This is a genomic window from Microbacterium testaceum StLB037, assembly GCF_008763945.1.
Classification (GTDB): Bacteria; Actinomycetota; Actinomycetes; order Actinomycetales; family Microbacteriaceae; genus Microbacterium; species Microbacterium testaceum_G.
Genome location: NZ_VTQH01000002.1, coordinates 1 through 26,462, shown reverse-complemented (window position 1 = coordinate 26,462; position 26,462 = coordinate 1). Strand labels below are relative to the sequence as shown.

Annotated in this window: 24 protein-coding genes; 4 read left to right on the top strand and 20 right to left on the bottom strand. The window is 69.5% G+C overall.

Features of this window, described 5'->3' with window-relative positions; genetic code table 11:
- Positions 1-11 precede the first annotated feature (11 nt).
- Both F9B98_RS08780 and F9B98_RS08775 read left to right on the top strand, forming a co-directional pair.
- Positions 12-1,457 carry a polysaccharide deacetylase family protein gene (locus F9B98_RS08780; RefSeq protein ID WP_150956125.1) on the top strand — a complete coding sequence of 482 codons (1,446 nt, stop codon included), beginning with the start codon at positions 12-14 and terminating at the stop codon, positions 1,455-1,457.
- A complete protein-coding gene (locus tag F9B98_RS08775; RefSeq protein ID WP_150956122.1) occupies positions 1,454-2,203 on the top strand; it encodes a hypothetical protein in 750 nt (249 codons plus the stop codon). Before F9B98_RS08780 ends, F9B98_RS08775 begins: the two co-directional genes overlap by 4 nt.
- Before the next feature lie 70 nt (positions 2,204-2,273).
- On the opposite strand, the gene F9B98_RS08770 is transcribed toward F9B98_RS08775, so the two are convergent.
- The 11 genes from F9B98_RS08770 to F9B98_RS08720 all read right to left on the bottom strand — a co-directional run bounded on the left by F9B98_RS08770 (position 2,274) and on the right by F9B98_RS08720 (position 14,412).
- Complete coding sequence (locus F9B98_RS08770) at positions 2,274-2,627, bottom strand: RNA polymerase-binding protein RbpA (RefSeq protein ID WP_055955187.1); 354 nt, start codon at positions 2,625-2,627, stop codon at positions 2,274-2,276.
- A gap of 1 nt (position 2,628) precedes the next feature.
- Entirely contained in the window at positions 2,629-2,877 is a 249-nt protein-coding gene (secG, locus tag F9B98_RS08765; RefSeq protein ID WP_056232190.1) for a preprotein translocase subunit SecG, read from the bottom strand.
- Positions 2,878-2,990: 113 nt separating this feature from the next.
- Entirely contained in the window at positions 2,991-3,779 is a 789-nt protein-coding gene (gene tpiA, locus F9B98_RS08760) for a triose-phosphate isomerase (protein WP_150956119.1), read from the bottom strand.
- Positions 3,770-4,984: a phosphoglycerate kinase gene (locus F9B98_RS08755; protein WP_150956117.1), complete on the bottom strand. Its 1,215-nt coding sequence runs from the start codon at positions 4,982-4,984 to the stop codon at positions 3,770-3,772. Before F9B98_RS08755 ends, tpiA begins: the two co-directional genes overlap by 10 nt.
- Before the next feature lie 6 nt (positions 4,985-4,990).
- On the bottom strand, positions 4,991-6,001 hold the full coding sequence (gene gap, locus F9B98_RS08750) for a type I glyceraldehyde-3-phosphate dehydrogenase (protein WP_150956113.1): 1,011 nt from the start codon (positions 5,999-6,001) through the stop codon (positions 4,991-4,993).
- Between the two features lie 103 nt (positions 6,002-6,104).
- The gene (locus F9B98_RS08745) at positions 6,105-6,731 is read right to left on the bottom strand and encodes a superoxide dismutase (RefSeq protein WP_150956110.1); all 627 of its coding nucleotides are present in this window, start codon (positions 6,729-6,731) and stop codon (positions 6,105-6,107) included.
- A gap of 282 nt (positions 6,732-7,013) precedes the next feature.
- Positions 7,014-7,991 (bottom strand): DNA-binding protein WhiA, encoded by a 978-nt coding sequence (gene whiA, locus F9B98_RS08740; protein WP_150956107.1) that lies wholly within the window; start codon positions 7,989-7,991, stop codon positions 7,014-7,016.
- Positions 7,992-8,031: 40 nt separating this feature from the next.
- Positions 8,032-8,913, bottom strand: a complete 882-nt coding sequence (rapZ, locus tag F9B98_RS08735; protein ID WP_150956104.1) for an RNase adapter RapZ — start codon at positions 8,911-8,913, stop codon at positions 8,032-8,034.
- Positions 8,914-8,942: 29 nt separating this feature from the next.
- Positions 8,943-10,886 carry an excinuclease ABC subunit UvrC gene (gene uvrC, locus F9B98_RS08730; RefSeq protein WP_191966752.1) on the bottom strand — a complete coding sequence of 648 codons (1,944 nt, stop codon included), beginning with the start codon at positions 10,884-10,886 and terminating at the stop codon, positions 8,943-8,945.
- Positions 10,887-10,888: 2 nt separating this feature from the next.
- Positions 10,889-13,858 (bottom strand): excinuclease ABC subunit UvrA, encoded by a 2,970-nt coding sequence (gene uvrA, locus F9B98_RS08725; protein WP_191966751.1) that lies wholly within the window; start codon positions 13,856-13,858, stop codon positions 10,889-10,891.
- Positions 13,859-13,968: 110 nt separating this feature from the next.
- Positions 13,969-14,412 (bottom strand): MarR family winged helix-turn-helix transcriptional regulator, encoded by a 444-nt coding sequence (locus F9B98_RS08720; RefSeq protein ID WP_150956101.1) that lies wholly within the window; start codon positions 14,410-14,412, stop codon positions 13,969-13,971.
- A gap of 15 nt (positions 14,413-14,427) precedes the next feature.
- Here F9B98_RS08720 and F9B98_RS08715 point away from each other — a divergent pair, with 15 nt between their 5' ends.
- Complete coding sequence (locus F9B98_RS08715) at positions 14,428-14,670, top strand: hypothetical protein (protein ID WP_150956098.1); 243 nt, start codon at positions 14,428-14,430, stop codon at positions 14,668-14,670.
- A 29-nt stretch (positions 14,671-14,699) separates the two neighbouring features.
- Here F9B98_RS08715 and F9B98_RS08710 read toward each other — a convergent pair whose 3' ends face one another.
- From F9B98_RS08710 to coaE, 3 genes are all read right to left on the bottom strand, one after another.
- Entirely contained in the window at positions 14,700-15,122 is a 423-nt protein-coding gene (locus F9B98_RS08710; protein WP_150956096.1) for a VOC family protein, read from the bottom strand.
- Positions 15,123-15,153: 31 nt separating this feature from the next.
- Positions 15,154-17,223: an excinuclease ABC subunit UvrB gene (uvrB, locus tag F9B98_RS08705; RefSeq protein WP_150956093.1), complete on the bottom strand. Its 2,070-nt coding sequence runs from the start codon at positions 17,221-17,223 to the stop codon at positions 15,154-15,156.
- Positions 17,224-17,303: 80 nt separating this feature from the next.
- Complete coding sequence (coaE, locus tag F9B98_RS08700) at positions 17,304-17,906, bottom strand: dephospho-CoA kinase (protein ID WP_150956090.1); 603 nt, start codon at positions 17,904-17,906, stop codon at positions 17,304-17,306.
- A gap of 112 nt (positions 17,907-18,018) precedes the next feature.
- On the opposite strand from coaE, the gene F9B98_RS08695 reads away from it, so the two are divergent.
- Positions 18,019-18,393, top strand: a complete 375-nt coding sequence (locus tag F9B98_RS08695) for a response regulator transcription factor (RefSeq protein WP_150956085.1) — start codon at positions 18,019-18,021, stop codon at positions 18,391-18,393.
- Positions 18,394-18,401: 8 nt separating this feature from the next.
- Here F9B98_RS08695 and F9B98_RS08690 read toward each other — a convergent pair whose 3' ends face one another.
- From F9B98_RS08690 to F9B98_RS08665, 6 genes are all read right to left on the bottom strand, one after another.
- Complete coding sequence (locus tag F9B98_RS08690; protein ID WP_150956082.1) at positions 18,402-19,559, bottom strand: diguanylate cyclase domain-containing protein; 1,158 nt, start codon at positions 19,557-19,559, stop codon at positions 18,402-18,404.
- Positions 19,556-21,175: a sensor histidine kinase gene (locus F9B98_RS08685; protein ID WP_150956079.1), complete on the bottom strand. Its 1,620-nt coding sequence runs from the start codon at positions 21,173-21,175 to the stop codon at positions 19,556-19,558. The genes F9B98_RS08690 and F9B98_RS08685 overlap by 4 nt, the downstream gene beginning before the upstream one ends.
- Before the next feature lie 90 nt (positions 21,176-21,265).
- Positions 21,266-21,922 (bottom strand): hypothetical protein, encoded by a 657-nt coding sequence (locus tag F9B98_RS08680; RefSeq protein ID WP_150956075.1) that lies wholly within the window; start codon positions 21,920-21,922, stop codon positions 21,266-21,268.
- Positions 21,923-22,085: 163 nt separating this feature from the next.
- The gene (locus F9B98_RS08675) at positions 22,086-22,577 is read right to left on the bottom strand and encodes a GIY-YIG nuclease family protein (RefSeq protein ID WP_318527706.1); all 492 of its coding nucleotides are present in this window, start codon (positions 22,575-22,577) and stop codon (positions 22,086-22,088) included.
- Between the two features lie 183 nt (positions 22,578-22,760).
- Positions 22,761-25,019: a maltose alpha-D-glucosyltransferase gene (treS, locus tag F9B98_RS08670; RefSeq protein WP_191966815.1), complete on the bottom strand. Its 2,259-nt coding sequence runs from the start codon at positions 25,017-25,019 to the stop codon at positions 22,761-22,763.
- Between the two features lie 140 nt (positions 25,020-25,159).
- Positions 25,160-26,374: an MFS transporter gene (locus F9B98_RS08665; protein ID WP_225310290.1), complete on the bottom strand. Its 1,215-nt coding sequence runs from the start codon at positions 26,372-26,374 to the stop codon at positions 25,160-25,162.
- Positions 26,375-26,462: the final 88 nt, after the last annotated feature.

Below are 26,462 nucleotides of genomic sequence, written 5' to 3'. Positions count from 1 at the left end.
AGGACTCCCCCATGATGAATCGCCACGCCGCGCCCGCGCGGCGACGACTACGGGCGCTGGCCGTGCTCGCCGCCGTCGCCGTGGGAACGGGCGGGCTCGTCGCGCTCACCCCTCCGGCCCCGGCCCAGGCCGCGACCCGCACGATCGTCAGCCTCACCTTCGACGACGGCAACTCCGACCAGCTCAACGCGTTGCCGGCCCTGAAAGCCAACGGCATGAAAGGCACGTTCTACATCAACTCCGGGTTCATCGGCGCGACGGGCCACATGACCCGCGCCGACCTCACCACCCTGAAGAACGCGGGGCACGAGATCGGCGGCCACACCGTCAACCACCCCGATCTCACGCAGGTGAGCGGTGACGAGGCGACCCGCCAGATCTGCACCGACCGCAAGAACCTGACGTCGTGGGGCTTCACGGTCCGCAGCTTCGCGTACCCCTTCGCCTCCGCCGACCCCGCGGTCGAGAAGGCCGCGCAGAACTGCGGGTACAACAGCGCGCGTCTGCTCGGAGACATCCGCAGCCGCTTCGGCTGCCCCGACTGCGCCTACGCCGAATCCACCCGCCCCGCCGACAAGTACGCACTGAAGGCCCTCGACCAGGTCGACGCGACCTGGACGCTCGACGATCTGAAGGCCGGGGTCACCAACGCCGAGAACAACGGCGGAGGGTGGGTCCAGTACACCTTCCACGACATCTGCGACAACGCCTGCAGCGATCTGGCGGTGACCACCTCGCTGTTCTCTCAGTTCGCGTCCTGGTTGAAGACGCGGCAGGCGGCGGGGACGGTCGTGAAGACCATCGGCGACGTCATCGGGGGAGCCGCCAAGCCCCTCGTCGACGGTCCCTCGGTGCCGGCCGTGACGGGCTCGACCAACGGCATCGTCAACCCGAGCCTCGAGACCGGGGCGCCGGACTGCTGGATGAAGGGCGGGTATGGAAACAACTCGCCCGCCTTCAGCACGGGCTCGCCCGCTCACACGGGCAACATCGCCAGCGGGATCACCATGTCGAACTATGTCGACGGGGATGCCAAGCTCCTCCCGCAGTTCGATCTCGGGCAATGCTCGCCCACGGTCACGCCCGGCAAGACCTACACACTTCGCGAGTGGTACCAGTCCAGTGGCGTGACGCAGTTCGCCGTCTACCTCCGCTCGACGAGCGGCACGTGGACCTACTGGACGTCGAGCCCGTGGTTCGGCTCGGCGACAGACTGGACGCAGGCCGACTGGACGACCGCGGCGATCCCCGCCGGCTACAACGGCATCAGCTTCGCGCTGACGATCTTCGGCAACGGAACCCTCCGCACCGACGACCTGCAGCTCTACGACAGCGCCGGAGCCCCGGCGTTGGCCGCCGCCACCACGACGGCTCCCTCGTCCGCCACGATGCAGGCGACCGCCCCGCAGGGGCCGGTGGAGAAGGTCCACCCCACCGAGAGCGACGTCGCCGGATGACGCGGACGCTGCGGCCGGCGGCGGCGATCACCCTCGTGGTGGTCGCCGCCGTCGGCCTGTCGGCGTGCGCCCCGCCCGAGGTTCCCCGCCCCGACACCGGGTACCCGTGGCACACCGACATCGTCGCCACCACGTTCTGGGTCGGCGAGGTGTTCGACCCGAACGCCTCCGACGGCAGCCAGCGCATCTCGACGTACGACTCCGACTGGCTCGGCTCGTACGGCGGGTGCGACGGCATCGTCGACGGAGACGACTGCCGGACCGAAGCGCGCACTGCCGACTCCGGATACTTCCCCACCGCGATGACGCCGCACGAGAACCCCTTCTACCTCGACCTGCCCTTCGATGACGTCAACGACGACGAGGGTTTCGCCACGCGGGGCGAGGTGGTGCCGTGGGCGGCGGACCCCGCCTACTCCTCGCTCGTCGACGACCCTTCGGCGAGCCTGATGAAGAACCGCTGGGTCGTCCTGCGCAAAGACGGGCGCACCTGCTACGGCCAGATCGAAGACGCCGGGCCCGGCGAGTACCGCGACGCCGCCTACGTCTTCGGCACCGATGATCGCCGACCGGCCAACTCCCGGTACAACGGGGCGGGCCTCGACGTCTCGCCCGCCCTCAACGGGTGCCTGGGCTTCACCGAGCTGAACGGCGACGACGACCGCGTCGACTGGGCGTTCATCGACGACTCCGACGTCCCCGACGGGCCGTGGACGAAGCTCGTGACGGACTCCCCCGTCCGCTGAGCGGACGCCGTACACGCAGAGGGCCGGATGCCATGGCATCCGGCCCTCTTGTCGTGCGCGTGCGCGGGACTTACTGTCCGCGACGCTCGCGCAGCTGCTGGAGAGCGTCGTCGAGGAGCGAGGCGGCTTCTTCGTCGCTGCGGCGCTCCTTCACGTACGCGAGGTGCGTCTTGTAGGGCTCCGCCTTGGCCAGGGCCGGGGGGTTCGCCTTGTCGCGACCGGCCGGGAGACCGGAGTGCGGCGAGTCGATCGTCTCGGGGATCTCGTCGTCGGGGATGCCCGCCGCGAAGTAGCGGACGGTCTCGTTGCCCAGGGCGTCCCAGTACGACACGGCGACGCGATCGGCGTGGAAGCCGTGGTCCTGCTCGCCCATGGGGCCCGCGCCGACGCGCGAGCCACGGATGGCATTGCCTCCAGTGGCCATGTCAGATCTCCGCGAATTTGGTCAGCAGACCGAGACCGACGATGGTGACGAACCACACCAGCGCGAGCACGATCGTGAAACGGTTGAGGTTGCGTTCGGCGAGGCCCGACGAACCGAGGGCGGAGCTCATGCCGCCGCCGAACATGTCGGACAGACCGCCGCCGCGACCCTTGTGGAGCAGGATGAGGAGGGTCAGCAGGAGGCTGGTGATGCCCAGGAGCACCTGCAGGACGAACTCGAGAATCTGCACAGTCGAAAGCCTTTCGTAGCGATCGGGTCGACCGCACAAGCGACAAGTATACGGGGAGGCGCCCCAGACGCACGGATGCCCGCGGCGAAGAGCCGCGGGCACCCGAGTCGGTGTCAGACGCCGACGTGCTTCTGGAAGCGGATGATCGCGGCGAACTCGTCGACGACGAGGCTCGCGCCACCCACCAGGGCACCGTCGACATCGGGCTCGCGCATGAAGCCGGCGATGTTGCCCGACTTCACCGAGCCGCCGTAGAGCACGCGGGTGCGCGCTGCGGCGTCGGCGCCGAGCTTGTCGGCGACGACGGCGCGGAGCTTCGCACAGACCTCCTGGGCCTGATCGGGCGTGGCCGCCTGGCCCGAGCCGATGGCCCAGACCGGCTCGTACGCCACGACGATGTCGGCATCCGCTGCGACACCCTCGAGAGCGACCTCGAGCTGACCGACGGGAACGGCGCTGGCACCGAACTTCTCGAGGTCTTCCGAGGTCTCGCCGACGCAGATGACCGGGACGAGACCGTGGCGCAGGGCCGCCTGGGTCTTCGCCGCGATGACCTCGTCGGTCTCGTGGTGGAACTGGCGACGCTCGGAATGACCGATGATCACGTACTTAGCGTCGAGCTTGGCCAGGAACTGACCCGAGATCTCGCCGGTGTACGCGCCGGAGTCGTGGGCCGAGAGGTCCTGGCCACCGAGGGCGAAGTCGATCTTGTCGGCGTCGAGCAGCGTCTGCACGGTGCGGAGGTCGGTGAACGGCGGGAAGACCGCGACCTCGACGCTTCCGGTCTCGTGCTTGGCCTCCTTCAGCGTCCAGTGCAGCTTCTGGACGAACGCGACCGCCTGCAGGTGGTCGAGGTTCATCTTCCAGTTGCCGGCGATGAGGGGGGTTCTGGTCACTGCCATCCGAGGACCTCCAGTCCGGGGAGCTTCTTGCCTTCGAGGAACTCCAGGCTGGCGCCGCCACCCGTGGAGATGTGGCCGAACGCCTCGTCGGCGAAGCCGAGCTGACGCACGGCCGCGGCGGAGTCGCCACCGCCGACGACGCTGAGGCCGTCGACCTCGGTGAGCGCCTGGGCGACGGTCTTGGTGCCGGCCTCGAACGCCTTCATCTCGAACACGCCCATGGGGCCGTTCCAGAAGACGGTGCGCGAGCCGCGGATGGCGTCCGCGAAGATCTCCGCGGTGCGGGGGCCGATGTCGAGGCCCAGACCCGAGGCACCGAACGCGGTGTCCTCGAGGGCGTCGCTGTCGGCGACCACGTGCTCGGCGTCCGCCGAGAACGACGCCGCGACGACCGCGTCGACGGGGAGCACGATCTCGACGCCGCGCTCCTTCGCCGTGGCGAGGTAGCCCTTCACGGTGTCGATCTGGTCCTGTTCGAGCAGGCTCGAGCCGACCTTGTGCCCCTCGGCGACGAGGAAGGTGAACATCATGCCCCCGCCGACGAGGAGCTTGTCCACGCGCGGGAGCAGGTGCTCGATGACACCGAGCTTGTCGCTGACCTTCGAGCCGCCGAGCACGACCGTGTAGGGGCGCTCGGGGTTCTCGGTGAGCCGGTCGAGGACCTCGAGCTCCTTCTGGATGAGAAGGCCCGCGGCCGAGGGCACCAGCTGGGCGAGGTCGTAGACGCTCGCCTGCTTGCGGTGCACAACGCCGAAGCCGTCCGAGACGAGGGCGTCGCCGAGACCGGCGAGCTCGCGCGCGAAGGCCTGACGCTCGGACTCGTCCTTCGAGGTCTCCCCCGCGTTGAAGCGGAGGTTCTCGATGACGGCGACCTCGCCGTCCTCCAGCGAGGCCACGGCATCCTGAGCCGATTCGCCCACCGTGTCGCGAGCGAACGCGACCGGCTGGCCGAGCAGCTCGGACAGGCGCTGCGCGACCGGCTCGAGGGAGTACTTCGGGTCGGGCGCCCCGTCGGGGCGGCCCAGGTGCGAGCACACGACCACACGCGCGCCGGCGTTGATCAGTGCGTTGAGGGTCGGCAGCGACGCGCGCACGCGGCCATCGTCCGTGATGATCCCGTCCTTGAGGGGAACGTTGAGATCACAACGGACGATGACGCGCGTGCCGGCCAGCGACCCCAGCGAATCGAGGGTGCGCAGAGCCATGAAGGATTACAGGCGCTCGGCGACGTACTCGGTCAGGTCGACGAGACGGTTGGAGTAGCCCCACTCGTTGTCGTACCACGACGAGACCTTGACGAGGTTGCCGCTGACGTTGGTCAGCTCCGCGTCGAAGATCGAGGAGTGCGGGTTGCCCTGGATGTCGCTCGAGACGATCGGGTCCTCGGTGTACTGCAGGATGCCGTTGAGGCGACCCTCGGCGGCGGCCGTCTTGTAGGCCTCGTTGACCTGGTCGACGGTCAGGCCCTCGGTGGGCGTGATGATCGTGAGGTCGACGATCGAGCCGGTGGGAACCGGAACGCGGTACGACGAGCCGCTGAGCTTGCCGTTGAGCTCGGGCAGCACCAGGCCGATGGCCTTGGCGGCACCGGTCGAGGCGGGGACGATGTTGATCGCCGCGCCGCGCGCACGACGCAGGTCGCTGTGCGGGCCGTCCTGCAGGTTCTGGTCGGCCGTGTAGGCGTGAGCGGTCATCATGAAGCCGCGCTCGATGCCGAAGGCCTCGTTGAACACCTGGGCGAGGGGCGCCAGGCAGTTCGTGGTGCACGACGCGTTCGAGATGATGACGTCGGTCTCGGGGTTGTAGGTCTCTTCGTTGACGCCCATGACGATGGTCGCGTCGTCGCCCGTGGCGGGCGCCGAGATGAGGACCTTCTTGGCCCCACCGGTGATGTGCTTCTTGGCGTCTTCGGCCTTGGTGAAGCGACCGGTGGACTCGATGACGATGTCGACACCCAGCTCGCCCCAGGGGAGGTTGGCCGGGTCGCGCTCTTCGAAGACCTTGATGGTCTTGTCGCCGACGGTGATGGAGTCTGCGGTGTACGAGACGTCCTCGGTCAGCACGCCGCCGACGGAGTCGTACTTGAGGAGGTGCGCCAGCGACTTGTTGTCGGTGAGGTCGTTCACCGCCACGATTTCGAGGTCGGCACCCTGCGCGAGAGCCGCGCGGAGGTAGTTGCGTCCGATACGGCCGAAGCCGTTGATTCCGATCTTGACGGTCACGGAATTTCTCCTGAATCAGTTGTGCGCGATAAGCGCGTGATTGCGGTGTTTCGCTGGCGGACAACGGCGTCCCGGTGGGTGTCCCACCGGGACGCCGCACCGTTTACGACAGTACCAGCAGACCCGTGGTCTTCTCTCGGGCGGCCGCGAAGCGCTTCTGGGCGTCGTCCCAATTCGCAATGTTCCAGAACGCCTTCACGTAATCCGCGCGGACATTCTTGTAATCGAGGTAGTAGGCGTGCTCCCAGACGTCGAGGAGGAGCAGCGGAACGGTGCCCGCGACGATCTGACCCTGCTGGTCGAAGAACTGCTGGATGACGAGGTTCTCGCCGATCGAGTCCCAGAACAGACCCGCCCAGCCCGAGCCCTGCACGCCGAGGGCGGCGGCGGTGAACTGCGCGCGGAAGGCGTCGAACGACCCGAACTGGTCGTCGATGGCCGACTCCAGGTCGCCGGTGGGCTTGTCGCCGCCGTTGGGCGAGAGGTTCGTCCAGAAGATCGAGTGGTTCGTGTGGCCGCCGAGGTTGAACGCGAGGTCCTTCTGCAGGCGGTTGATGTTCGCGAAATCGCCCTTCTCACGCGCTTCGGCGAGGAGGTCGAGAGTGGTGTTCGCACCGTTGACGTAGGTCTGGTGGTGCTTGCTGTGGTGCAGCTCCATGATGGTCGCACTGATGTGCGGCTCCAGCGCCGAGTAGTCGTAGGGCAGTTCGGGCAGCGTGTACTTCGCCATGATCTCAACTTCCGAATCGGGCGCTGCCGAGACCTCTTCGCCGTGACGACGTGCCGAGGGATCGAGCAGCGAGGGTGACGATTTCATCCTACTGAGGGCCAACCACGGCGCACCGGGGTTGCTTCCCCGAATGACGGAAGATAGTCGCCCGGGCGCGTCGGGCAGGAACAGGCTCGGGATGCCGGGACCTGCGGCATCCGGTCACCGTCTCGCGCTCAGTCCTCGGCACCCACCGGAACCGCGGCCTCGGGGCCGGGGATGCCCACGGTCACCGTCTCGCGCTCAGTCCTCGGCACCCACCGGAACGGCGGCCTCGGTGCCGGGGATGCCCTCGACCTCGGCCTTCTTGTCGGCCATCGCCAGGAGGCGGCGGATGCGGCCGGCGACGGCGTCCTTGGTGAGGGGCGGGTCGGCGTGGTGGCCGAGCTCGTCGAGCGACGCGTCGCGGTGCGCCAGGCGCAGCTCCCCCGCCTGCTGCAGGTGGTCGGGGACGTCGTCGCCCAGGATCTCGAGGGCACGCTCCACGCGGGCGCACGCGGCGACCGCGGCCTGCGCCGAACGGCGGAGGTTCGCGTCGTCGAAGTTGACGAGGCGGTTGACACCCGCGCGCACCTCGCGGCGCTGGCGCATCTGGTCCCACTCGCCCGCGGTGCGGCGCGCACCCATCTCGTACAGAGCGCCGCGGATGGCTTCTCCGTCGCGCACGACCACGCGCGGGACGCCGCGCACCTCGCGGGCCTTGGCCGGGATGCCGATGCGGTGACCGGCACCGACGAGGGCCATGGCCGCCTCGGAGGAGGGGCACGAGATCTCCAGGGCGGCGGAACGGCCCGGGTCGCTCAGCGTGCCCGCGGCGAGAAACGCCCCGCGCCAGATGGCGCTGAGGTCGGGGCGCGAGCCCGTCGTGAGCTTGTTCGGCAGACCGCGCACGGGGCGGCGGCGCTGGTCGAGCAGCCCCGTCTGCCGCGCGAGGGTCTCGCCCGCCTCGATCACCCGCACCGCGAACAGACCGCCCGTGCGCCCTCCGGAACCCTGCACGTGGTGCAGTTCGGGACGCACGCCGTAGAGCTCCATGAGGTCGCGAGCCACGCGGCGCGCGAGGATGTCGGAGTCGAGCTCGGCCTCCACCGCGACACGGTTGGCGATGGAGTGCAGACCGCCGGAGAAGCGCAGGAGGGCCGTCAGCTCGGCGACGCGCGCGGTCGGGCGCGGGTCGCGAACGGTGATGAGTTCGGCCTTCACGTCGGCGGTCAGCGGCACGGTTCTCCTCGGGTGGGGGCGGCGGGGACGACGGTACAGCCTACTCGCGACCGAGGTCGCGGTGAGCCACACGGACGGCCACCCCGGGCACATCGGACAGACGTGCAGCCAACTCCCGGGCCATCACGACCGAGCGGTGCTTGCCCCCGGTGCAGCCCACCGCCACGACGGAATGCCGCTTGTTCTCGCGCTGGTAGCCCTCCATGACGGGGCGCAATGCCGCCGCGTACGCGTCGAGGAAGTCGGCCGCGCCGTCCTGAGCCAGCACGTATTCCCGCACGCGCGGGTCTTCTCCGGTGAGGGCGCGCAGCTCGTCGTTCCAGAAGGGGTTCGGGAGGAACCGCATGTCGGCGACGAGGTCGACGTCGGGCGGCAGCCCGTACTTGAATCCGAAGCTCATCAGCGTCACGGTGTGCCTCGCGGCGCCCTCCTCGCCGAACAGCGACACCGTGCGGAGCGAGAGCTGGTGCACGTTGAGCGCCGAGGTGTCGATCACGACGTCGGCGGCCTCGCGCACGGGGGCGAGCCTCTCCCGCTCACGCCGGATGCCGTCGAGGATCGTGCCGTCGTACTGCAGGGGGTGCGGCCGGCGCACCGCCTCGAACCGTCTCACGAGCACCGCGTCACTGGCATCCAGGAACACCACCCGCACCTGCCGGTTGGCCTGCAGGGTCCGCATCGCCTCGGGCAGATCGCCGAAGAGCGAGCGACCGCGCACGTCGACCACGACCGCCACCCGCGGGACAGCCCCGCCGGCCAGCTCGGTGAGCTCGAGCAGGGGGCGCAACATGCGCGGCGGAAGGTTGTCGACCACGTACCAGTCGAGGTCTTCGAGGGCGTTCGCGACCGTGGATCGCCCGGCCCCCGACATGCCCGTGACGATCAGCACCTCTCCTGGCTCGTCGTCGCGTGCCGGTTCCATGGCGATCGCCTCCCGTCGTTGCGTCCAGCCTACCGAGCCAGGTGCGTGTGGATGGCCTCGGCCAGGGTCGGACCGATGCCGGGCAGCGCCGTGATCTCGTCGGCTGAGGCGTTCTTCAGTGCCGAGACCGACCCGAAATGACGCAGCAGCGCCTTGATACGCGCGTCTCCCAGACCGGGCACCTCGGCGAGCACGCTCGTGATGTCGCGCTTGCGGCGCTTGCGCTGGTGCACGATCGCGAACCGGTGGGCCTCGTCGCGCAAGCGCTGCAGCAGGTACAGCGCCTCCGAGGTGCGCGGCAGGATCACGGGGTACTCCTCCCCCGGAAGCCAGACCTCCTCGAGGCGCTTGGCGATGCCGCACAACGCGATCTCCTCGTGCCCGGCGTCGGCCAGGGCGCGGGCCGCGGCGGCGACCTGGGGCTGGCCGCCGTCCACGACGAGCAGCTGGGGCCGGTAGGCGAACCGCGGCCGCTTGCGGGCGGTCACCACCTCGCCGTCGGCCGTCGCCTCTTCGGAGTCGGGGGCGGCCACGATCGCCCCGTCGATCGTCTCGGGCTCGATCTCGTCGGGTCGGTCGAGATAGGCGAGGCGCCGCGTGAGCACCTGGTACATCGAGTCGGTGTCGTCGGTCGTCTCGGCCACCCCGAAGGAGCGGTACTGGTCCTTGCGCGGCAGCCCGTCCTCGAACACCACCATGGATGCGACGACGTTGGTGCCCGCGAGGTGCGAGATGTCGAAGCACTCGATGCGCAGCGGCGCCTCGGTCATGCCGAGCGCCTCCTGCAGGTCGGTGAGGGCCTGCGACCGGGCGACGTAGTCGCTCGTGCGACGGGTCTTGTGCAGCATGAGCGCCTGCTGTGCGTTCAGGGTCGCGGTCTTCAGCAGGTCGGCCTTGCGGCCGCGCTGGGCCACCTGCAGGGTCACGGGGCGACCGCGTCGCTCGCGCAACCAGTCCTCGAGCTGCTCGGCGTCGTCGGGCAGCTCGGGAACGAGCACCTGCCGCGGGATGTCGCTCGCGTCGGCGTCGCCGTAGGTACGTTGCAGCACCTGATCGACGAGGTCGGCGCCCGAGATGTCGATCTCCTTCTCGATCGTCGTCGCCCGCACACCGCGCACGCGACCGCCGCGCACGACGAAGTGCTGCACGGTCGCGGCGAGCTCGTCCTCGGCGATGCCGAACAGATCGGCGTCCGTGTCGGCGGCGAGAACCAGGGCGCTCTTGCCGAGCACCGCGTCGATCGCCTGCAGACGGTCGCGATAGTGCGCGGCGGACTCGTAGTCCATCGCCGCCGAGGCCTCTTTCATGCGGGAGGTCAGCTCTTTCGCGAAGCGCTGGTCACCGCCCGACATGAAAGCGACGAAGTCGTTCACGATCGCGCGGTGCTCCTCGATCGTCACCTTCATCGAGCAGGGGCCGCCGCAGCGCCCGATCTGGCCCGGGAAGCAGGGCCGGCCGGACGCCATCGCCTTCTTGTACGACGAGTCGCTGCAGGTGCGGATCGGGAAGACCTTGATCATCAGGTCGATCGTGTCGTGCACCGCCCACACCTTGGGATACGGCCCGAAGTACTTCGCTCCGCGGATCTTCGGATTGCGCGTGACGATCACCCGGGGCGCCTCGTCGGCGAGGGTGATCGCCATGAAGGGATACGACTTGTCGTCTTTGTAGCGAACGTTGAAGGGCGGGTCGAACTCCTTGATCCACATGTACTCGAGCTGCAAAGAGTCGATGTCGCTGGGCACGACCGTCCACTCCACGCTCGCCGCGGTCGTGACCATCCGGCGCGTGCGCTCGTGCAGGGAGTGCAGGGGCGCGAAATAGTTCGACAGGCGTGCGCGGAGGTTCTTCGCCTTGCCGACGTACAGCACGCGCCCCTCGGCGTCGCGGAAGCGATAGACCCCCGGGTTGGTGGGGATCTCGCCGGCCTTGGGGCGGTACGAGAGGTGCGACACCCGTTCTCGGGATGCCACGCTCAGCCCGCCGCGCTCACGAGCTCTCGCTCGGCGTCACCGGTGGCGACCGCGGCGGTGTTGCGCTGCGTGCCGGTACGGCCGGTCTCGAGGAGCTCCGCCAGGAAGGCACCGGTGTGGCTGCCCTCCACCTTCGCGACCTGCTCGGGAGTGCCGGTGGCCACGATCGTGCCGCCGCCGGCGCCGCCCTCGGGACCGAGGTCGATGACCCAGTCCGAGCTCTTGATCACGTCGAGGTTGTGCTCGATCACGATCACCGTGTTGCCCTTGTCGACGAGGCCGTTCAGCACCTTGAGCAACAGCGAGACGTCCTCGAAGTGCAGACCCGTCGTGGGCTCGTCGAGCACGTAGATCGAGCGGCCGTTGCTGCGCCGCTGGAGCTCGGTCGCGAGCTTCACGCGCTGCGCCTCGCCACCCGACAGCGTGGTCGCCGACTGCCCGAGACGCACGTAGCCGAGACCCACGTCGACGAGGGTCTTGAGGTAGCGGTGGATCGCCTGGATGGGCTCGAAGAACTCCGCCGCCTCCGAGATGGGCATCTCGAGCACCTCGGCGATGTTCTTGCCCTTGTAGTGCACCGACAGGGTGTCGCGGTTGTACCGCTTGCCGTGGCACACCTCGCAGTCGACGTACACGTCGGGCAGGAAGTTCATCTCGATCTTCAGCGTGCCGTCGCCGGAGCACGCCTCGCAGCGCCCGCCCTTGACGTTGAAGCTGAAACGCCCGGCCTGATAGCCGCGGACCTTCGCCTCGGGCGTCTCGGCGAAGAGGCTGCGGATCCGGTCGAACACGCCCGTGTACGTCGCCGGGTTCGAGCGCGGGGTGCGGCCGATGGGCGCCTGGTCGACGTGCACGACCTTGTCGAGGTTGTCGAGACCGGTCACGCGCGTGTGCTTGCCCGGAACGCGTCGCGCCCCGTTGAGCTTGGAGGCGAGGACTTCGTACAGGATGCCGTTCACCAGCGTCGATTTGCCCGAACCGCTCACGCCGGTCACCGAGGTCAGCACGCCGAGGGGGAAGTCGGCGGTGACGTTCTTCAGGTTGTTCTCGCGCGCGCCGACCACCGTCACCTGGCGCTTCTTGTCGATCTTCCGGCGCTTCTTCGGCGCCTCGATCGAGCGGCGCCCCGAAAGGTAGGCCCCCGTGAGCGAACGGTCGTCGTCGAGGAGCTCGGCGAGCGGACCGGAGTGCACGACGTTGCCCCCGTCGACGCCCGCGCGGGGTCCGATGTCGACGACCCAGTCGGCCGCGTGGATGGTCTCTTCGTCGTGCTCGACCACGATGAGGGTGTTGCCGAGGTCGCGGAGCGTCTCCAGGGTCTGGATGAGTCGACGGTTGTCGCGCTGGTGCAGACCGATCGAAGGCTCATCGAGCACGTAGAGAACGCCGGTCAGGCCCGAGCCGATCTGCGTGGCGAGGCGGATGCGCTGCGCCTCGCCGCCCGAAAGAGTGCCGGCCGCGCGGCCGAGGCTGAGGTAGTTCAGCCCCACTTGCAGCAGGAAGTCGAGGCGCGCGCGGATCTCGCGCAGCACCGCCGCGGCGATCGTCGCCTCGCGCTCGGTCAGCGTGAGCTGCGAGAAGAACTCGCGCGCGTCGGCCAGGCTCATGCGCGAGGCAGCCGCGATCGAGGTGCCGTCGACGAGGACGGAGAGCACCTCGGGCTTCAAACGGTCACCGTCGCAGACCGCGCACGGGACCTCGCGAAGGTACTCCGACCAGCGCTGGCGCTGGGTGTCGGACTCGGCCTGCAGGTACTGACGCTCGATGTAGGGCACCACGCCCTCGAAGCCCGACGAGTATCGCATCTCGCGGCCGTAGCGGTTCTTCCACTTGACCGTGACCTTGTAGTTCTCGCCGCGGAGCACCGCCTGCTGCACGTCGTGCGAGAGGTCTTTCCACGGGGTGTCGAGCGAGAACTTCAGGTCGCGGGCGAGGCCCTCGAGCAGACGCTCGTAGTACTGGAAGAGTCCCTTGCCCTGAGTGGTCCACGGGAGGATCGCACCGTCGCGGATCGACAGCTCCTCGTCGCCGAGCATGAGGTCGACGTCCACCGACATGCGGGTACCGAGGCCCGAGCACACGGGACACGCGCCGAAGGGGGCGTTGAACGAGAAGGTGCGGGGCTCGATCTCGGTGAGCTGCAGCGGGTGGCCGTTGGGGCACGCCAGCTTCTCGGAGAACGACTGCCAGGCGTCGTCGCCCTCTTCGTCGACGTAGTTGACCTGCATGATGCCGCCGGCGAGGCCCATCGCCGTCTCGACGGAGTCGGTCACCCGGCTGAGATTGTCTCCGGATGCCACGAGTCGGTCGACCACGACCGCGATGTCGTGCTTGTAGCTCTTCTTCAGCGTCGGGGGCTCGGCCAGCTGGACGAGCTCGCCGTCGACGACCGCGCGGGCGTAGCCCTTCGCGCTGAGCTCCTTGAAGAGGTCGACGAACTCGCCCTTCTTCTGGCTGACGACCGGAGCGACGATCTGGTACCGCGTCCGCTCGGGAAGCTCCATGAGCTGGTCGGCGATCTGCTGGACCGTCTGGCGCTGGATGCGCGCTCCGCAGTCGGGGCAGTGGGGCACGCCGACGCGGGCCCAGAGCAGACGCATGTAGTCGTGGATCTCGGTGATCGTGCCGACCGTCGAGCGGGGGTTGCGGTTGGTCGACTTCTGGTCGATCGAGACGGCGGGACTCAGCCCCTCGATGAAGTCGACGTCGGGCCGGTCGACCTGTCCCAGGAACTGACGGGCGTAGGCGCTGAGCGACTCGACGTACCGACGCTGTCCCTCGGCGAAGATGGTGTCGAAGGCCAGGCTCGACTTGCCCGAACCCGACAGACCGGTGAAGACGACGAGCGAATCGCGGGGGATGTCGAGGTCGACGTTCTTCAGGTTGTGGACGCGCGCGCCCCGGACACTCAGCTTTCCGCTGGTACCGGAATTCGCGGACGACGAGGGCTGGGCGACAGGAACGATGGGCACCTGTTAAGTCTAGGTCGGACCTCCGACATCGGCCCCGGGTTCGCCCCGAGCGCACGGATGTGCGAGAGTGCGACGTCCCTCCGGCCGCCCCTTTCGGGCGAGCCCGGGCCTTAGTCGCGCGGCGACCCCGCAAAGGGGGCGAGCCCGTCGCGGAGAGCCGCGAGGGCCTCCTCGTCGACCCCGACCCGCGCCATGATCTTCGCCGGCACCTCGAGCGCTCGCGCGCGCAGCGCTCGCCCCTCGTCGGTGAGGTCGATGTCGAGGACGCGCTCGTCGTCGGCGCGGCGAGAGCGTGCGACCCTCCCCTGCGCCTCGAGTCGCTTGACCAGCGGAGACAGCGTCGCGGGCTCCATCGCGAGCTCGGCCGCGAGAGCGCCCAGCGAACGTGGGGCCTGTTCCCACAGCGCCAGCATGACGAGGTACTGCGGGTGGGTCAGTCCGAGTGGTTCGAGGACCGGGCGGTAGATCGACACCACGTTGCGCGCTGCCGTCACCAGGGCGAAGCACACCTGGTTCTCGAGCTTCAGCGGATCGTCCACGCGCCGTCCTTTCATTTCATTAGTACACTAATGATCATGACACGAAAAGATGCCGACCGCCCGCGCTTGCGCGAGCGCGTCCGCGACGCCGGGGGCTGGTACCAGTACCTCAACACCCGCCTCATCCGGGTCGCCGGTCCGGCGTCGGTCGGCCCCTACGAGACCACGCCCGAACCCGTGCGCACCGAGCGCCCGTGCCCCCTGTGCGGTCACGCGATGTCGGAGCACGGTGTCGATCGCTCAGGCCCCAAGCCGCTGCTGCACTGCCCCTGAGCACCGCGGTTCGCTCGGCTCATGACCGGTCAGCTCAGGACCGGTCTGCCCGCGTCGTCGAGCGGCCACCCGGGATTGACCGCGACCTCCCACGGATGACCGTCGGGGTCGACGAAGACGCCCGAGTAGCCGCCCCAGGCGGTCTCCGCCCCGGCGCGCGCCACCCGCGCTCCCGCCCCCTCGGCGTCGGCCAGGATCGCGTCGACCTCCGCAACCTCGCGGACGTTGTGGGCCAGCGTCACCCCGCCCCATCCCCCGGTGTCGGGAACGCCCGAGTCCGCGGCGAGTTTCGCGCGGTCCCAGAGCGCGACGACCATCCCGCCGGCATCGAAGAACGCCACCTCGCCCGCGACCGAGGACGGATGCTCCGTCCAGCCGAGCGCACGGTAGAAGGCGATCGCGCGCTCGAGTTCGCCGACCCCCAGGGTGACGAGCGTGACGCGCTGCTGCATGACGACCTCCCGAGCCCGGACGCTCGCCGACTCAGGCGTGACCCGCGCGCTCCATGGCGCGCAGCTCCTTCTTCATGTCCTGGACCTCATCGCGCAGGCGACCGGCCAACTCGAACTTGAGCTCAGCCGCCGCCGCGAGCATCTGCTGCGTCAGATCGGCAATCGTCGACTCGAGCTGATCCGCTCCCTCCGCCGCGATGCCGGTGCGGCGCAACGACGGCGTCGGCGACTTGCCCTTGCCGGCCTTGTCGTTGCGCGACAGCAGGTTCTTCGTGTCGGATGCCTCGCGGTTGAGAACCTCGGTGATGTCGGCGATCTTCTTGCGCAGCGGCTGCGGGTCAATGCCGTTCTCGAGGTTGTACGCGATCTGCTTCTCGCGACGCCGTTCGGTCTCCTCGATGGCGTTCGCCATCGAGTCCGTCATCTTGTCGGCGTACATGTGCACCTGTCCGGAGACGTTACGGGCGGCGCGACCGATCGTCTGGATCAGAGAGGTCCCGCTGCGGAGGAAGCCCTCCTTATCGGCATCCAGGATCGCCACCAGAGAGACCTCCGGAAGGTCGAGGCCCTCACGGAGGAGGTTGATGCCGACGAGCACGTCGTAGACGCCGGCGCGCAACTCGGTGAGCAACTCCACGCGGCGCAGGGTGTCGACGTCGGAGTGGAGGTAGCGCACGCGCACGCCGTGCTCGCCGAGGAAGTCGGTGAGCTCCTCCGCCATCTTCTTGGTCAGGGTGGTGACGAGGACGCGCTCGTCCTTCTCGACGCGGATGCGGATCTCTTCCAGGAGGTCGTCGATCTGCCCCTTCGAGGGCTTCACGATGATCTCGGGATCGACCAGCCCCGTCGGTCGGATGATCTGCTCGACGACCCCGTCGGCGATGCCCATCTCGTAGCGACCCGGCGTCGCCGACAGGTACACCGTCTGTCCGACGCGCTCCTTGAATTCGTCCCACCGCAGCGGGCGGTTGTCCATCGCGCTCGGCAAGCGGAAGCCGTGCTCGACGAGGGTGCGCTTGCGCGACGCGTCGCCCTCGTACATCGCGCCGATCTGCGGCACCGTCACGTGCGACTCGTCGATGACGAGCAGGAAGTCGTCGGGGAAGAAGTCGAGAAGGGTGTGCGGCGGGTCGCCCGGCATGCGGCCGTCCATGTGACGCGAGTAGTTCTCGATGCCGGAGCAGAAACCGAGCTGCTGCAGCATCTCGAGGTCGAAGGTCGTGCGCATCCGCAGCCGCTGCGCCTCGAGGAGCTTGCCCTGCGACTCGAACTCCTTCAGGCGCTCTTCGAGCTCGTGCTCGATCGTGCCGATCGCGCGCTGCACCGTCTCGGTGCCCGCGACGTAGTGCGACGCCGGGAAGATCGGCACGGAGTCCATCTTCTCGATGACATCGCCCGTGAGCGGGTGCAGCGTGTACAGCGCCTCGATCTCGTCGCCGAACATCTCGATGCGGATCGCGTACTCCTCGTACACGGGGATGATCTCGATCGTGTCGCCGCGCACGCGGAAGTTGCCGCGGGAGAAGTCGACGTCGTTGCGGTTGTACTGCATCGAGATGAACTTGCGGATCAAAGCGTCTCGGTCGTAGCGCTCCCCCACCTGCAGCGCGACCATCGCGCGCAGGTACTCTTCGGGCGCGCCGAGACCGTAGATGCACGAAACCGTCGAGACCACGACGACGTCGCGCCGCGACAGCAGGGAGTTCGTCGTCGAGTGCCGCAGACGCTCTACTTCGGCGTTGATCGAGCTGTCCTTCTCGATGAAGGTGTCCGTCTGGGGCACGTACGCCTCGGGCTGGTAGTAGTCGTAGTACGAGACGAAGTACTCGACGGCGTTGTTCGGCATGAGCTCGCGGAACTCGTTCGCCAGCTGCGCCGCCAGGGTCTTGTTGTGGGCGAGCACCAGTGTGGGCCGCTGCACCTGCTCGACGAGCCAGGCGGTGGTCGCCGACTTGCCGGTACCGGTCGCACCCAGCAGGACGACGTCGGTCTCGCCCGCGTTGATGCGCGCCGCGAGCTCGGCGATCGCCTGTGGCTGATCGCCGGACGGGCTGTATTCGCTGATGACCTCGAAGGGACGGACGGAACGCGTGGCCTGCATGGTTCCAGCGTAGGCGGGGCCTCCGACATCGGGGTCGGGTTGCGTTCGCCGTGGGCGAGCGCGCGGTGTCCCACCCCCGTTCAGGCGCTTCGCGTCAGACGCTCCCACAGCTCGTCGACCTGCCGGCGCGTGGCATCCATGTCCGTCGCGGTGTCGATGACGACGTCGGCCAGAGCTCTGCGCTCCTCGTCGCTCGCCTGCGAGCCGATGCGCGCCCGGGCGTCGGCCTCCGTCAGGCCGCGGTTCTCGACCAGCCGACGCACGCGCAGCTCGGTGGGGGAATCGGCCACCACGACGAGGTCCCATGCGTCGCCGGCGCGCGCCTCCGCGAGCAGGGGGACGTCATAGACGACCACCGCGGCCGGATCCGCGGCGAAAGCGGCCTCGAATCGGCGCTGCGACTCCGCCCGCACCGCCGGATGCACGAGCGCGTTCAGTCGCGCGAGACGCTCGGGGTGCCCGAAGACCAGCGTCCCCAGCGCCGCGCGATCGAGGGAGCCGTCGGAACGGAGCACGTCGCCGCCGAACGCCCCGGCGATCTCGTCGAGAACCGGGGAGCCCGGTGACTGCACCTCCCGCACGATCGCGTCCGCATCGACGATGACGGCTCCGTGGTCGGCGAGCAGGGCGGCGATGGTGGACTTGCCGGAGGCGATCCCACCCGTCAGCGCGAGAAGAGGCACCCGACGAGGATGCCACACCTCGTCCGCCGCGCTCGCGAGGAGGCGTTTCGTCGCGCGGTCGTCTAGCATTCCCCCAGGCCGCACCCCCGATCCGGCCGACGAAAGCTCCGCCATGACCGCTGCCCACACCACCGTCGTGATCGAGGACGACCTCGACATCCGCCTGCTCGTGACGACCGTGCTCGAGGGGGCCGGGTACACCGTCCACGCGGCCGCGACGGGTCTGGACGGGATCGAACTCGTCCGTCGGCACGATCCCGTGGTGACCACGCTCGACGTCAGCATGCCGGGGATCGACGGCTTCGAGACTGCGCGGCGCATCCGCGCGTTCAGCGACACCCGCATCATCATGGTCAGCGCCCGCGCCGACGAGAGCGAACAGCGCGCGGGCCGCGAGGCCGGCGCCGACGACTACCTCACCAAGCCGTTCCGCCCGCGCGAGCTGCGCCAGCGGGTCACCGACCTGGCGCGCGCCGCCTCCGGCTGAGACCGTCGTCAGGCGAGGCCGAACGCCTGCTCCCCCGTCGCGGCCGCGTGCGCCGCCGCCTCATCGGCCCGGCTCGTGAGCGCCTCCGAGTGATATCCGTGATCGGCGCTCAGCGCCATCCCGACCCCCACCGCGGGGACGACGGCCGCGCCCAGTCGGGCCAGATCCGCGACCACCCGCTCGTGCAGGATCCGCGCCGCCCGGCGCACGTCCGTCGTGGGCGTCGTGGTGAACGCGACCGCGAGGCCGCCGGCATCCGTCTCCCCCACCAGGGCCATCGTCGGCGCGTGCCGACGCACGGAAGCCCGCACCTCGGAAGCGAGTCGCTCCGCGTCGTCGGGCCCGAAGGCGACCGCGACGCGCTTGAGGTCGTCGATCCGGATGCCGATCACGCAGACGCCCTCGCCGGCGTGCTCGGCGCGCTCGCAGACGATGGCGAGAGTGGCCTCGAACGACTCGCGGAAGAGCACCCCGTGGGCGTCCACCGAGAGCCTCCGGTTCTCGGACGTCCCCCTCAGGGCCGATTCGTTCGCGCGGAGCGCCGAGGTGACCACGACCGCGGCGATGAGCAGCGAGATCGTGAGGAATGCCGACACGCGCGTGTCGAACGCGTTGCGGAACAGCTCGCTGTCCGGCCCCAGCCAGAGGAACACCACGGACCGCGCGACGAACCACACCGTCTCCACCGCGAGCACCACGGTCAGCCCCGACGAGCTCCACCGTCGGGCGATGGCACCGCGGCGCGTCTCGACGGCCCCGGTCGCCGCGAACACCGCGTTGCCGAGGAAGAACGGCACGGCTCCCGCCCACGACCCGCCCTCGGGGCCCGCCGCCAACGCGGCCACGATCACGACGACAACGGTCGCCGCCATCACGAGAGCGGGCCCGCGCACCGACCTGCCGTTGAAGGCCACGCAGCCCAACCAGATGAAGCCCGTCGCGGCGACGAAGGCCCCGTTGCCGAGGGCCACCGCGACGTACACGTCGGGCAGCAGCAGCCAGGCCAGATAGCAGGTCGCCGCGAACGTTCCCGACAGGTACGCGCTCGCCCACAACCGGCCCGGAAGCGCGTCCTTCAGCATGAGGGTGTCGAGCAGGTACATCACGGTCGAGGCGACGATGACGAGCGTCGCGGCGGCCTGCAGGGTTAGAACGTCGAGGTTCACGGGGTCTCCCTCGGATCGCGGGGCAGCCGCACGGTGAAGGTCGCGCCCTCGCCGGCCGCCGTGCGCACGGTGATCTCGCCGCCGTGGGCGCGGATGAGGTCTCGGCTGATCGCGAGGCCCAGCCCGCTGCCGTGCGTCGAGGATTTGCGGACGGCGTCCCCCCGGAAGAACCTCTCGAACAGACGCGCCTGTTCGCTCGCGCTGATGCCCGGACCGTCGTCGGCGATCACGATCGTGACCGCGTGCGCATCGCCGCCCACCGAGACGGTGACCGACCCCCCGCGCGGGTTGTACTTGACGGCGTTCGACAGCAGGTTGTCGACGACCTGACGAACGCGGCGCCCATCGACCATCGCCTGCGACGCCACGAGGTCGTCGGACACGATCCGGATGCCGTGATCCTGCGCCCGCGGGGCGATCGACTCGATCGCCGAGCGCACGATGGCCGAGACGTCGGTCGGGCGCAGCTCGAGCTCGACGCCGAATCCCTCCCGCGCGGTCGACGACACCGCGAGGATGTCGGCGACGAGTTCGAGCAATCGCGAGGCGTTGCGCTCGGCGACCTCGAGCCTCTCGCGGGTGCCACGGCCGAGCGCATCGTCGTCGAGCGCCAGGTCGAGGTAGCCGATGATCGAGGTCAGCGGTGTGCGCAGTTCGTGCGAGACGCTGGCCACGAGATCCTCCCGGGCGCGACGCGCCTGCTCCTCGACCGTGACGTCGCGCGAGACGACCACGCCCCCGCCGTCTCCGGACTCGCTGGCGGGGAGGCGGCGCGAGGTGATGCTGAGCGCCCGCCGGTCCTCACCCGGCAGTCCGTACCAGACCAGCTCTCCCTCGAACACCTCGCCCGCGCGCGCTCGCGCGAGCGGTGCCGCCTCGGGGGCGATCGCCGTCGACCCGTCGGCGGCGAAGACGGCGATCTCCCGCCCGAAGGCGTCCGTGCTGTTCAGCAGCTGCCCGTGGGCGGTGTTGGTGACGGCGAAGTCCCCGGTCGGCGTGATGCGCGTCACGCCGAAGTCGACGGCATCCAGAACCTCGGTCACGAGATCCTCCTGCCGACGCGCGCGATCGAGGGCGCGGCGGAGTTCGGCGGACTGCTTCTCGAGAAGAGCGCGCTGAGCGCGTCCGCGGCGCGCGGTGAGCGCGGCCATCGACGACAGCGCCGCCACCGTGAAGGGCAGCACCAGGGTGGAGGCGGCGAAGCGCTGCAGGTCGTCCGTGGTGACCTGGTGGATCAGCACGACCGACACCGTCACCGAGACGGCGACCACCCCGCGGAGTCCGAAGACGGTGCCGATCCAGATGGCCGGGAAGGTCCACAGCAGACCGAGGCCCGCCGCCGGCGCGCTCTCGCGCATCACCGCGATGGCCATGACGTCGATGATCGGCAGCGTCCCGACCACCCACCGGGGAGTCCGCTGCCAGGGCACCAGAACCGCGGCGATCGCCCCGCCGAAGACGAGCGCACTTCCGGCCACGAACAGGGTCGCGTGCACGACCTGGCCGACGACGATCGCCACGATGACACCGAGCAGGGTGGCGGCGGCGAGCAGAGTCTGACTCGCCACGATGCTGCGGCGCAGACCGAAGCTCTCGCTCGGGATCGGGGGCGCCATGGCCTCGACGATAGCGTTCCGTCACGGCCCGACATCGCCGACGGCCTCCGGCACGCCGGTCAGTCCGCGCCGGTGATCCCCTCGACGACGTCAGAAGCCGAAGTCGCCGCCGAAATCGCCGCCGAAGTCCGCTCCCCCGGCATCCATCGCTCCGGGGTCGGCGGCTCCTGCATCGGCGGGCCCGTCCGACGCCGCACCATCGGCGTAGCCGGCGTCGTAGCCCGGATCGAACATCGCGCTCACGAGAGCGGAGCCGACCACGTACCCGCCGATGGTGCCGAGCATCGACGCCCCGAGCATCGAACCGAATCCCGGTCCGTTCGAGAAGCCCCGGCCACCGAAGGTGCGCTCCATGAAGCCGGGCTGGGAGTACTCGGCGCGCGTGGCCGCCCGGGCCAGGGAGGCGGGGTCGTCGCTGGAGGGGCGTTCCGAGGGTGCCAGCCCCGACGACAACTCGGCGAGGACCTGCTGCCGCTGCGCCGGCGTGAGGCGCCCGAAGGCCTCGGCGTGCACCTGTTCGACGGTCTCAGGAGGAGCGGTCCGCAGAAGGTACCGGTATCGCTCGATCGCCTGGCGATCGTCCTCGGACCCGGATGCCGCGGGGGCAGTCCCCGCACCCGGTGCCGGCGGGGGCGCGTAACGGCCGTCAGCATCACGAGAGCCGCTCGCGGGCGCCTGCGACGGCGTCTGCGCCGATCGCCGTGACGCGTCGTCACCGGAGCCGAACAGTCGGTCGAAAAAGCCCATGCCCTTGCCTCTCGGATCGTGTGCTCCGAACGCTAGACCTCGGGCCTGGGCGGTGACGGAGGGTTGTGCGACACGGCGGCGACGTGCCAGAGCAGCGAGCGGTGCTCGCTCGGTGACCCGCGCGCACGGCTCGCCCGCCGCACACGTCCCCGCGCGTCCGCGCTCATCCCCGTCGCGCCACCGCTGCACTCGTCCACCGGGCGTACAGCGCCCACGGATCGTCGACGCCCGCGGCGAGCTCCGCCACGTGCGCGTCGAGCGCCGCACTCCTGCGGAACCACTCCGTCCGACCGAAGCGTTCATCGGCGAACTGACCGTGGCGCCGGCGCTCGACCAGGCGGTCGCCCCGCTCGAAGGCGAGGAGTTCGTCGTGCCAGATGGCCGAAAGCCGCTGGCGCGGGCTCGCCGTGGTGCCGATCTTGACGCGGTCGCCGAAACGGAGGTAGTACACCACGTCGACCCGCGGCGGAGGAAGCTCGCCGTCGACGGGCTCCCCGTGACGCCACTCGCACACCGCGCACAGCCACCCGCTCGGCCACCGCACCCCCAGTCGCGACCCGCACAGACGACAGGGGGTCGGAAGAAGATCGGTCACCCCGTCGCCCGCCGAGACCCACTCGGCGCTGACCGCCAGATGCCACGCGCACAGTGCCACCGGAGCGAGCGGGTCCGCTCGCTCCGGACAGTCCCTTACCAGGCAACCGGGCAGGGCGCCGTCGGGCACAGCGCCGGCGGGCGCAGTGCCGTCGGGCACAGCGCCGGCGGGCGCAACGCAATCCGGCTCGGACGAATCGGGGGCGGGCATGCGCTCACGCTACGCCCGACCCCCGACATCGTCTCAGTCCTCGAGAACCGGCGCCTCCAGCACGAGGAACAGACCCGCGTACGGGCGCAGCTCCAAGGAGAAGCTCTGCAGTTCATCCACGCGCCCCACGGCTTCGCCGGTCGCGGCGTCGATCGCGGTGCTCTGCGGCACGAGCCACTCCGAGCGCACGGTGCCCTCGATGGTCTCACCCGAGAAGTTCAGCACTGTGATCTGCAGCGGCGCCGACTCGTCGCGACGGTCTCCCCCGTCGAGGCGGTGCACCATCACGAGCATGCTCGGGTGTCCGACCTGCGGGATGTCGACCTGCGAGGCGATGGCAATGCCGTTCTCGCTGCGGATGCGCAGGATCTCGCGCAGTCCCGAGAGGAAGGACTCGGGGTCCTCCTGCTGACGGCCCAGCGAACCGTACAGCGAACGCGCGCGCGGCACGCCCGACATCGACGAGGCCGCGTCGGGTGCCACGTCCAGCAGGTCGTGCGCTCCGCGCTCGATCCACCGCGTGTCCCCCGTCGCGATCAGGTGCCGCACGTCGTCGGGGGGCAGCGTGAGCGACCCCGTCAGGTCCCACCCCGAGAGCGCGAACACTCCCGGCTGCCAGGAGTTATACTTCGCCAGCAGCAGGTGCGCGTCGCGGATCGCCGGGATGTCCTCGTCGGAAATCTCTTCGAGGGTGGCTTTGCCCTGCGTGGCGGCGATGAGGGATGCCGACGTGCACGCAATCCCGTTCTGCGTGAAGACGAGGTTGTAGTCGGCGTCGACCGTGAGCTTTTCCGTCAGTTCGGCCCGCACCATCTCGGCGATCTCGCCGCCCGTGTGCTCCTCGTGACGGAACGGGTAGACCGTGTCGCGGTGCGTGGTCGTCCAGTGGACCAGCTCGTAGGTCAGCTCGTCGTGGTTCTGCATCCCGTGCACGAGTTGCACGGGTTCGACGCCGGTCTCGAGCGCCGTGGTGAGCGCGAGACGCAGGAACTCGGTGTTCGCCGTGGCCAGGGCGTGATGATAACCGGGACGCGTCACGAAGTCGTACGACAGGTCGGCGCCCACCGCGCTGGTGTCGCGGATGTCCTCCATCGTGAGGTTCAGCTCCTGGAAGGTGAAGCCTCCGACCTTGCGCACCATGCCCGCGATGATGTGGTTCGCCGCGTGCGAGAGCGGGTGCCCCTCCGACCACGCCGGCAGGCCCTCCGCGCTCTTCTCGACCCCGAGGAAACCGTTGGCGTCGAGACGCAGCGCGCTCGTGCCGAGGTCGCCGAGGGAGTGCAGGGCGTCTCCGATGACGAGGCGCATTCCCGCGAAGGTGGGGTCGAGCCAGTTGATCGAGGGCTGGCCCTCCTTGAAGTAGTGCAGATACACCCAGCGGCGCTCGAGCCCGTCGGTGCCGACGACGGGAGCCGTGGTGCTCCAGTTCGTCTCCTTCACCCCGGGGGTGTAGAAGATGACGCGCTGCAGCTCGCCGATGATGTAGCCGCGCGCGCTGAGCTCGCGCTCCGTCTCGGCGTCGAGGTTGACCGAGTCGCCTCCCGCGGGCACCTCGGGCAGTAGATCCCAGTCTTCGCGCGGGATCTCGACCATGTGGTAGATCCCGGGATAGTCCTTGTACGCCATCTCCGCGAGTCGGAAATCGGCGCCCTTGCCGGTGTGGCCGGGGACGATGTCGTCGATCACGCTGCCGCCGTGCGACTCGGCGACGTCGGCCACCCGACGGAAGGCGTTCTCGTCACCGAATTCGGGGTCGATCTGCGTGCTGATCCGGTCGAAGTGGCCGTCGACGCTCGGGGTCTCCTGCCAGCCGGTAATGCCGCCCGCGCGCTTGACGGGCCCGGTGTGGATGCCGTTGATCCCCACCCACTCGAAGGCCTCCCACAGCGCCTCGTCTCCGAGAGCGTCGAGGAACGACTCCCCCGGACGCGTGATCAGCGAGATCGGGTACGCCGTGAACCAGACGTCGGTGGACTCGATCGCCCGCCGCGCGTCGGGACGCGCGTAGGGGTTGCGCCACATGGACGGCTGCCCCGACAGCTGCCGGCTCAGCACGTCGGCGTCTTTCAGCATCGACTGCCGAACGAGCCACTCGACGTACGACGGGTTGCCGCCGTTGGCGTTGCGTGGATCGGTGAGGAACCGGCGCAGCGTCCCCCCGCGGAACTGATCGCGAGGCCGCAGGCGCCGTGGCCGCGCGGGATAGCGCTGCTCGTCGTAGCTGATCTCCGTCGCGTTCTCGATCGCCTCCGCGTCGACCGGACCCTCTTCGCCCGGGGTCACGTCGACCATCGCGTCGTCCATCACGGTGCGCTCATCGGCGTCGTCCACTCCCGACCTCCCTCACGTCACCAACGACGCTAGTCGCTCCCCCCGACATCGGATGTGGGCATTGACCTCGCCCCTCCGCGTGTCGACGAATACGTCGCCCCTCACCGGGGCGTGGACGGTGCCGTGCGCAGCGCCACCGCGGCCACGACGAACGCGAGGGCGCACATCGCGACGACCGCCGCGACGAAGGCGTTCCATCCCACCGACGCGAACACCAGACCCAGGAGCCACCCGAACAGACTCGACCCGCCGTAGTACCCCAGGTAGTACAGCGACGATGCCTGGGCGCGCGCCTCGGGGTCGGCCGCCACGGGTGTCCACCCCGACGCCACCGCGTGCGCCCCGAAGAATCCCGCGGTGAAGGCGATGAGACCGGCGATCACGGCCACAACCGACGGCACGAGCATCGCGGCCGCGCCGACGCCCATGACAGCGGTGCTCGCCAGCAGCACCGGCAGTCGCCCGTACCGCACGGCCAGCGCTCCCGCTCGAGGAGACGAGACGGTCCCCGCGAGGTAGGCGAGGAACAGCACCGTGACCACCGCCGAAGGCAGCGAGAAAGGCGGATCGGCCACGTGGAACCCGAGGTAGTTGTAGACGGCGACGAACGCCCCCATCAGCAGGAACGCCTGCGCGTACAGCGCCACCTGCACCGGCGACCGCAGGTTGATCCCGAGACGACGCCGCACCGTCGGCCCCCGCACGGACCGCAATCGTCGCGGCACGAACCCGCGGGCAGCCGGAACCAGAGTGAGGAACACCACCGCCGCGACGACACACAGAAGAACGACGGATGCCACCCCCCACCGCCACCCGGCCAGCTCCGCGACCCAGCCGGAGGCCACCCGTCCGGACAGACCGCCCACGGTGGTCCCCGCGATGTACGAACCGGCCGCCGCGGCGACGAACCGCGGTGAGATCTCTTCGCTGAGATAGGCGAGCGCGACCGCCGGCACGGCCCCCAGGGCCGCTCCCTCCAGAAGACGGAGAGTGAGCAGGATGCCGAGATCCTCGGCGAACGGTGTCGTCGCACCCAGGACGGTGGCGGCCACCAGACCGATCGCCATGGCCGGCACTCGTCCGATGCGATCCGCGACGATCGACCACGGGATGACGGCTACCGCCAGCCCGAGAGTGGATGCCGAGACGGTCAGGGCCGCCCCGGCGGGACCCGCGGCGACGTCCGCGGCGATCGCCGGGAGCACGGCCTGAGTGGCGTAAAGCTGCGCGAACGTCGCCACTCCGCCGAAGAAGAGTCCGACGAGCAGTCGTCGATACTCCCGACTCCCGGGTAGATGTCCCGCGAAGTCGCTCACCTCACCGACCCTACCCACACACTGACGGGTATGACGAAGCGCCGGTGTGCTCTCACCCGTGGTTTCGGGGTGGGAGCGCACCGGCGCT

Excerpts from the sequence above, each read along its gene's own strand:
- F9B98_RS08780 (WP_150956125.1), top strand. The coding sequence starts at position 12 with ATGATGAATCGCCACGCCGCGCCCGCGCGGCGACGACTACGGGCGCTG.
- F9B98_RS08775 (WP_150956122.1), top strand. The coding sequence starts at position 1,454 with ATGACGCGGACGCTGCGGCCGGCGGCGGCGATCACCCTCGTGGTGGTC.
- F9B98_RS08770 (WP_055955187.1), bottom strand. The coding sequence starts at position 2,627 with ATGGCCACTGGAGGCAATGCCATCCGTGGCTCGCGCGTCGGCGCGGGC.
- tpiA (WP_150956119.1), bottom strand. The coding sequence starts at position 3,779 with ATGGCAGTGACCAGAACCCCCCTCATCGCCGGCAACTGGAAGATGAAC.
- F9B98_RS08755 (WP_150956117.1), bottom strand. The coding sequence starts at position 4,984 with ATGGCTCTGCGCACCCTCGATTCGCTGGGGTCGCTGGCCGGCACGCGC.
- F9B98_RS08745 (WP_150956110.1), bottom strand. The coding sequence starts at position 6,731 with ATGGCGAAGTACACGCTGCCCGAACTGCCCTACGACTACTCGGCGCTG.
- rapZ (WP_150956104.1), bottom strand. The coding sequence starts at position 8,913 with ATGGAACCGGCACGCGACGACGAGCCAGGAGAGGTGCTGATCGTCACG.
- F9B98_RS08720 (WP_150956101.1), bottom strand. The coding sequence starts at position 14,412 with ATGAAAGGACGGCGCGTGGACGATCCGCTGAAGCTCGAGAACCAGGTG.
- F9B98_RS08715 (WP_150956098.1), top strand. The coding sequence starts at position 14,428 with ATGATCATGACACGAAAAGATGCCGACCGCCCGCGCTTGCGCGAGCGC.
- F9B98_RS08710 (WP_150956096.1), bottom strand. The coding sequence starts at position 15,122 with ATGCAGCAGCGCGTCACGCTCGTCACCCTGGGGGTCGGCGAACTCGAG.
- uvrB (WP_150956093.1), bottom strand. The coding sequence starts at position 17,223 with ATGCAGGCCACGCGTTCCGTCCGTCCCTTCGAGGTCATCAGCGAATAC.
- F9B98_RS08695 (WP_150956085.1), top strand. The coding sequence starts at position 18,019 with ATGACCGCTGCCCACACCACCGTCGTGATCGAGGACGACCTCGACATC.
- F9B98_RS08685 (WP_150956079.1), bottom strand. The coding sequence starts at position 21,175 with ATGGCGCCCCCGATCCCGAGCGAGAGCTTCGGTCTGCGCCGCAGCATC.
- F9B98_RS08680 (WP_150956075.1), bottom strand. The coding sequence starts at position 21,922 with ATGGGCTTTTTCGACCGACTGTTCGGCTCCGGTGACGACGCGTCACGG.
- treS (WP_191966815.1), bottom strand. The coding sequence starts at position 25,019 with ATGGTCGACGTGACCCCGGGCGAAGAGGGTCCGGTCGACGCGGAGGCG.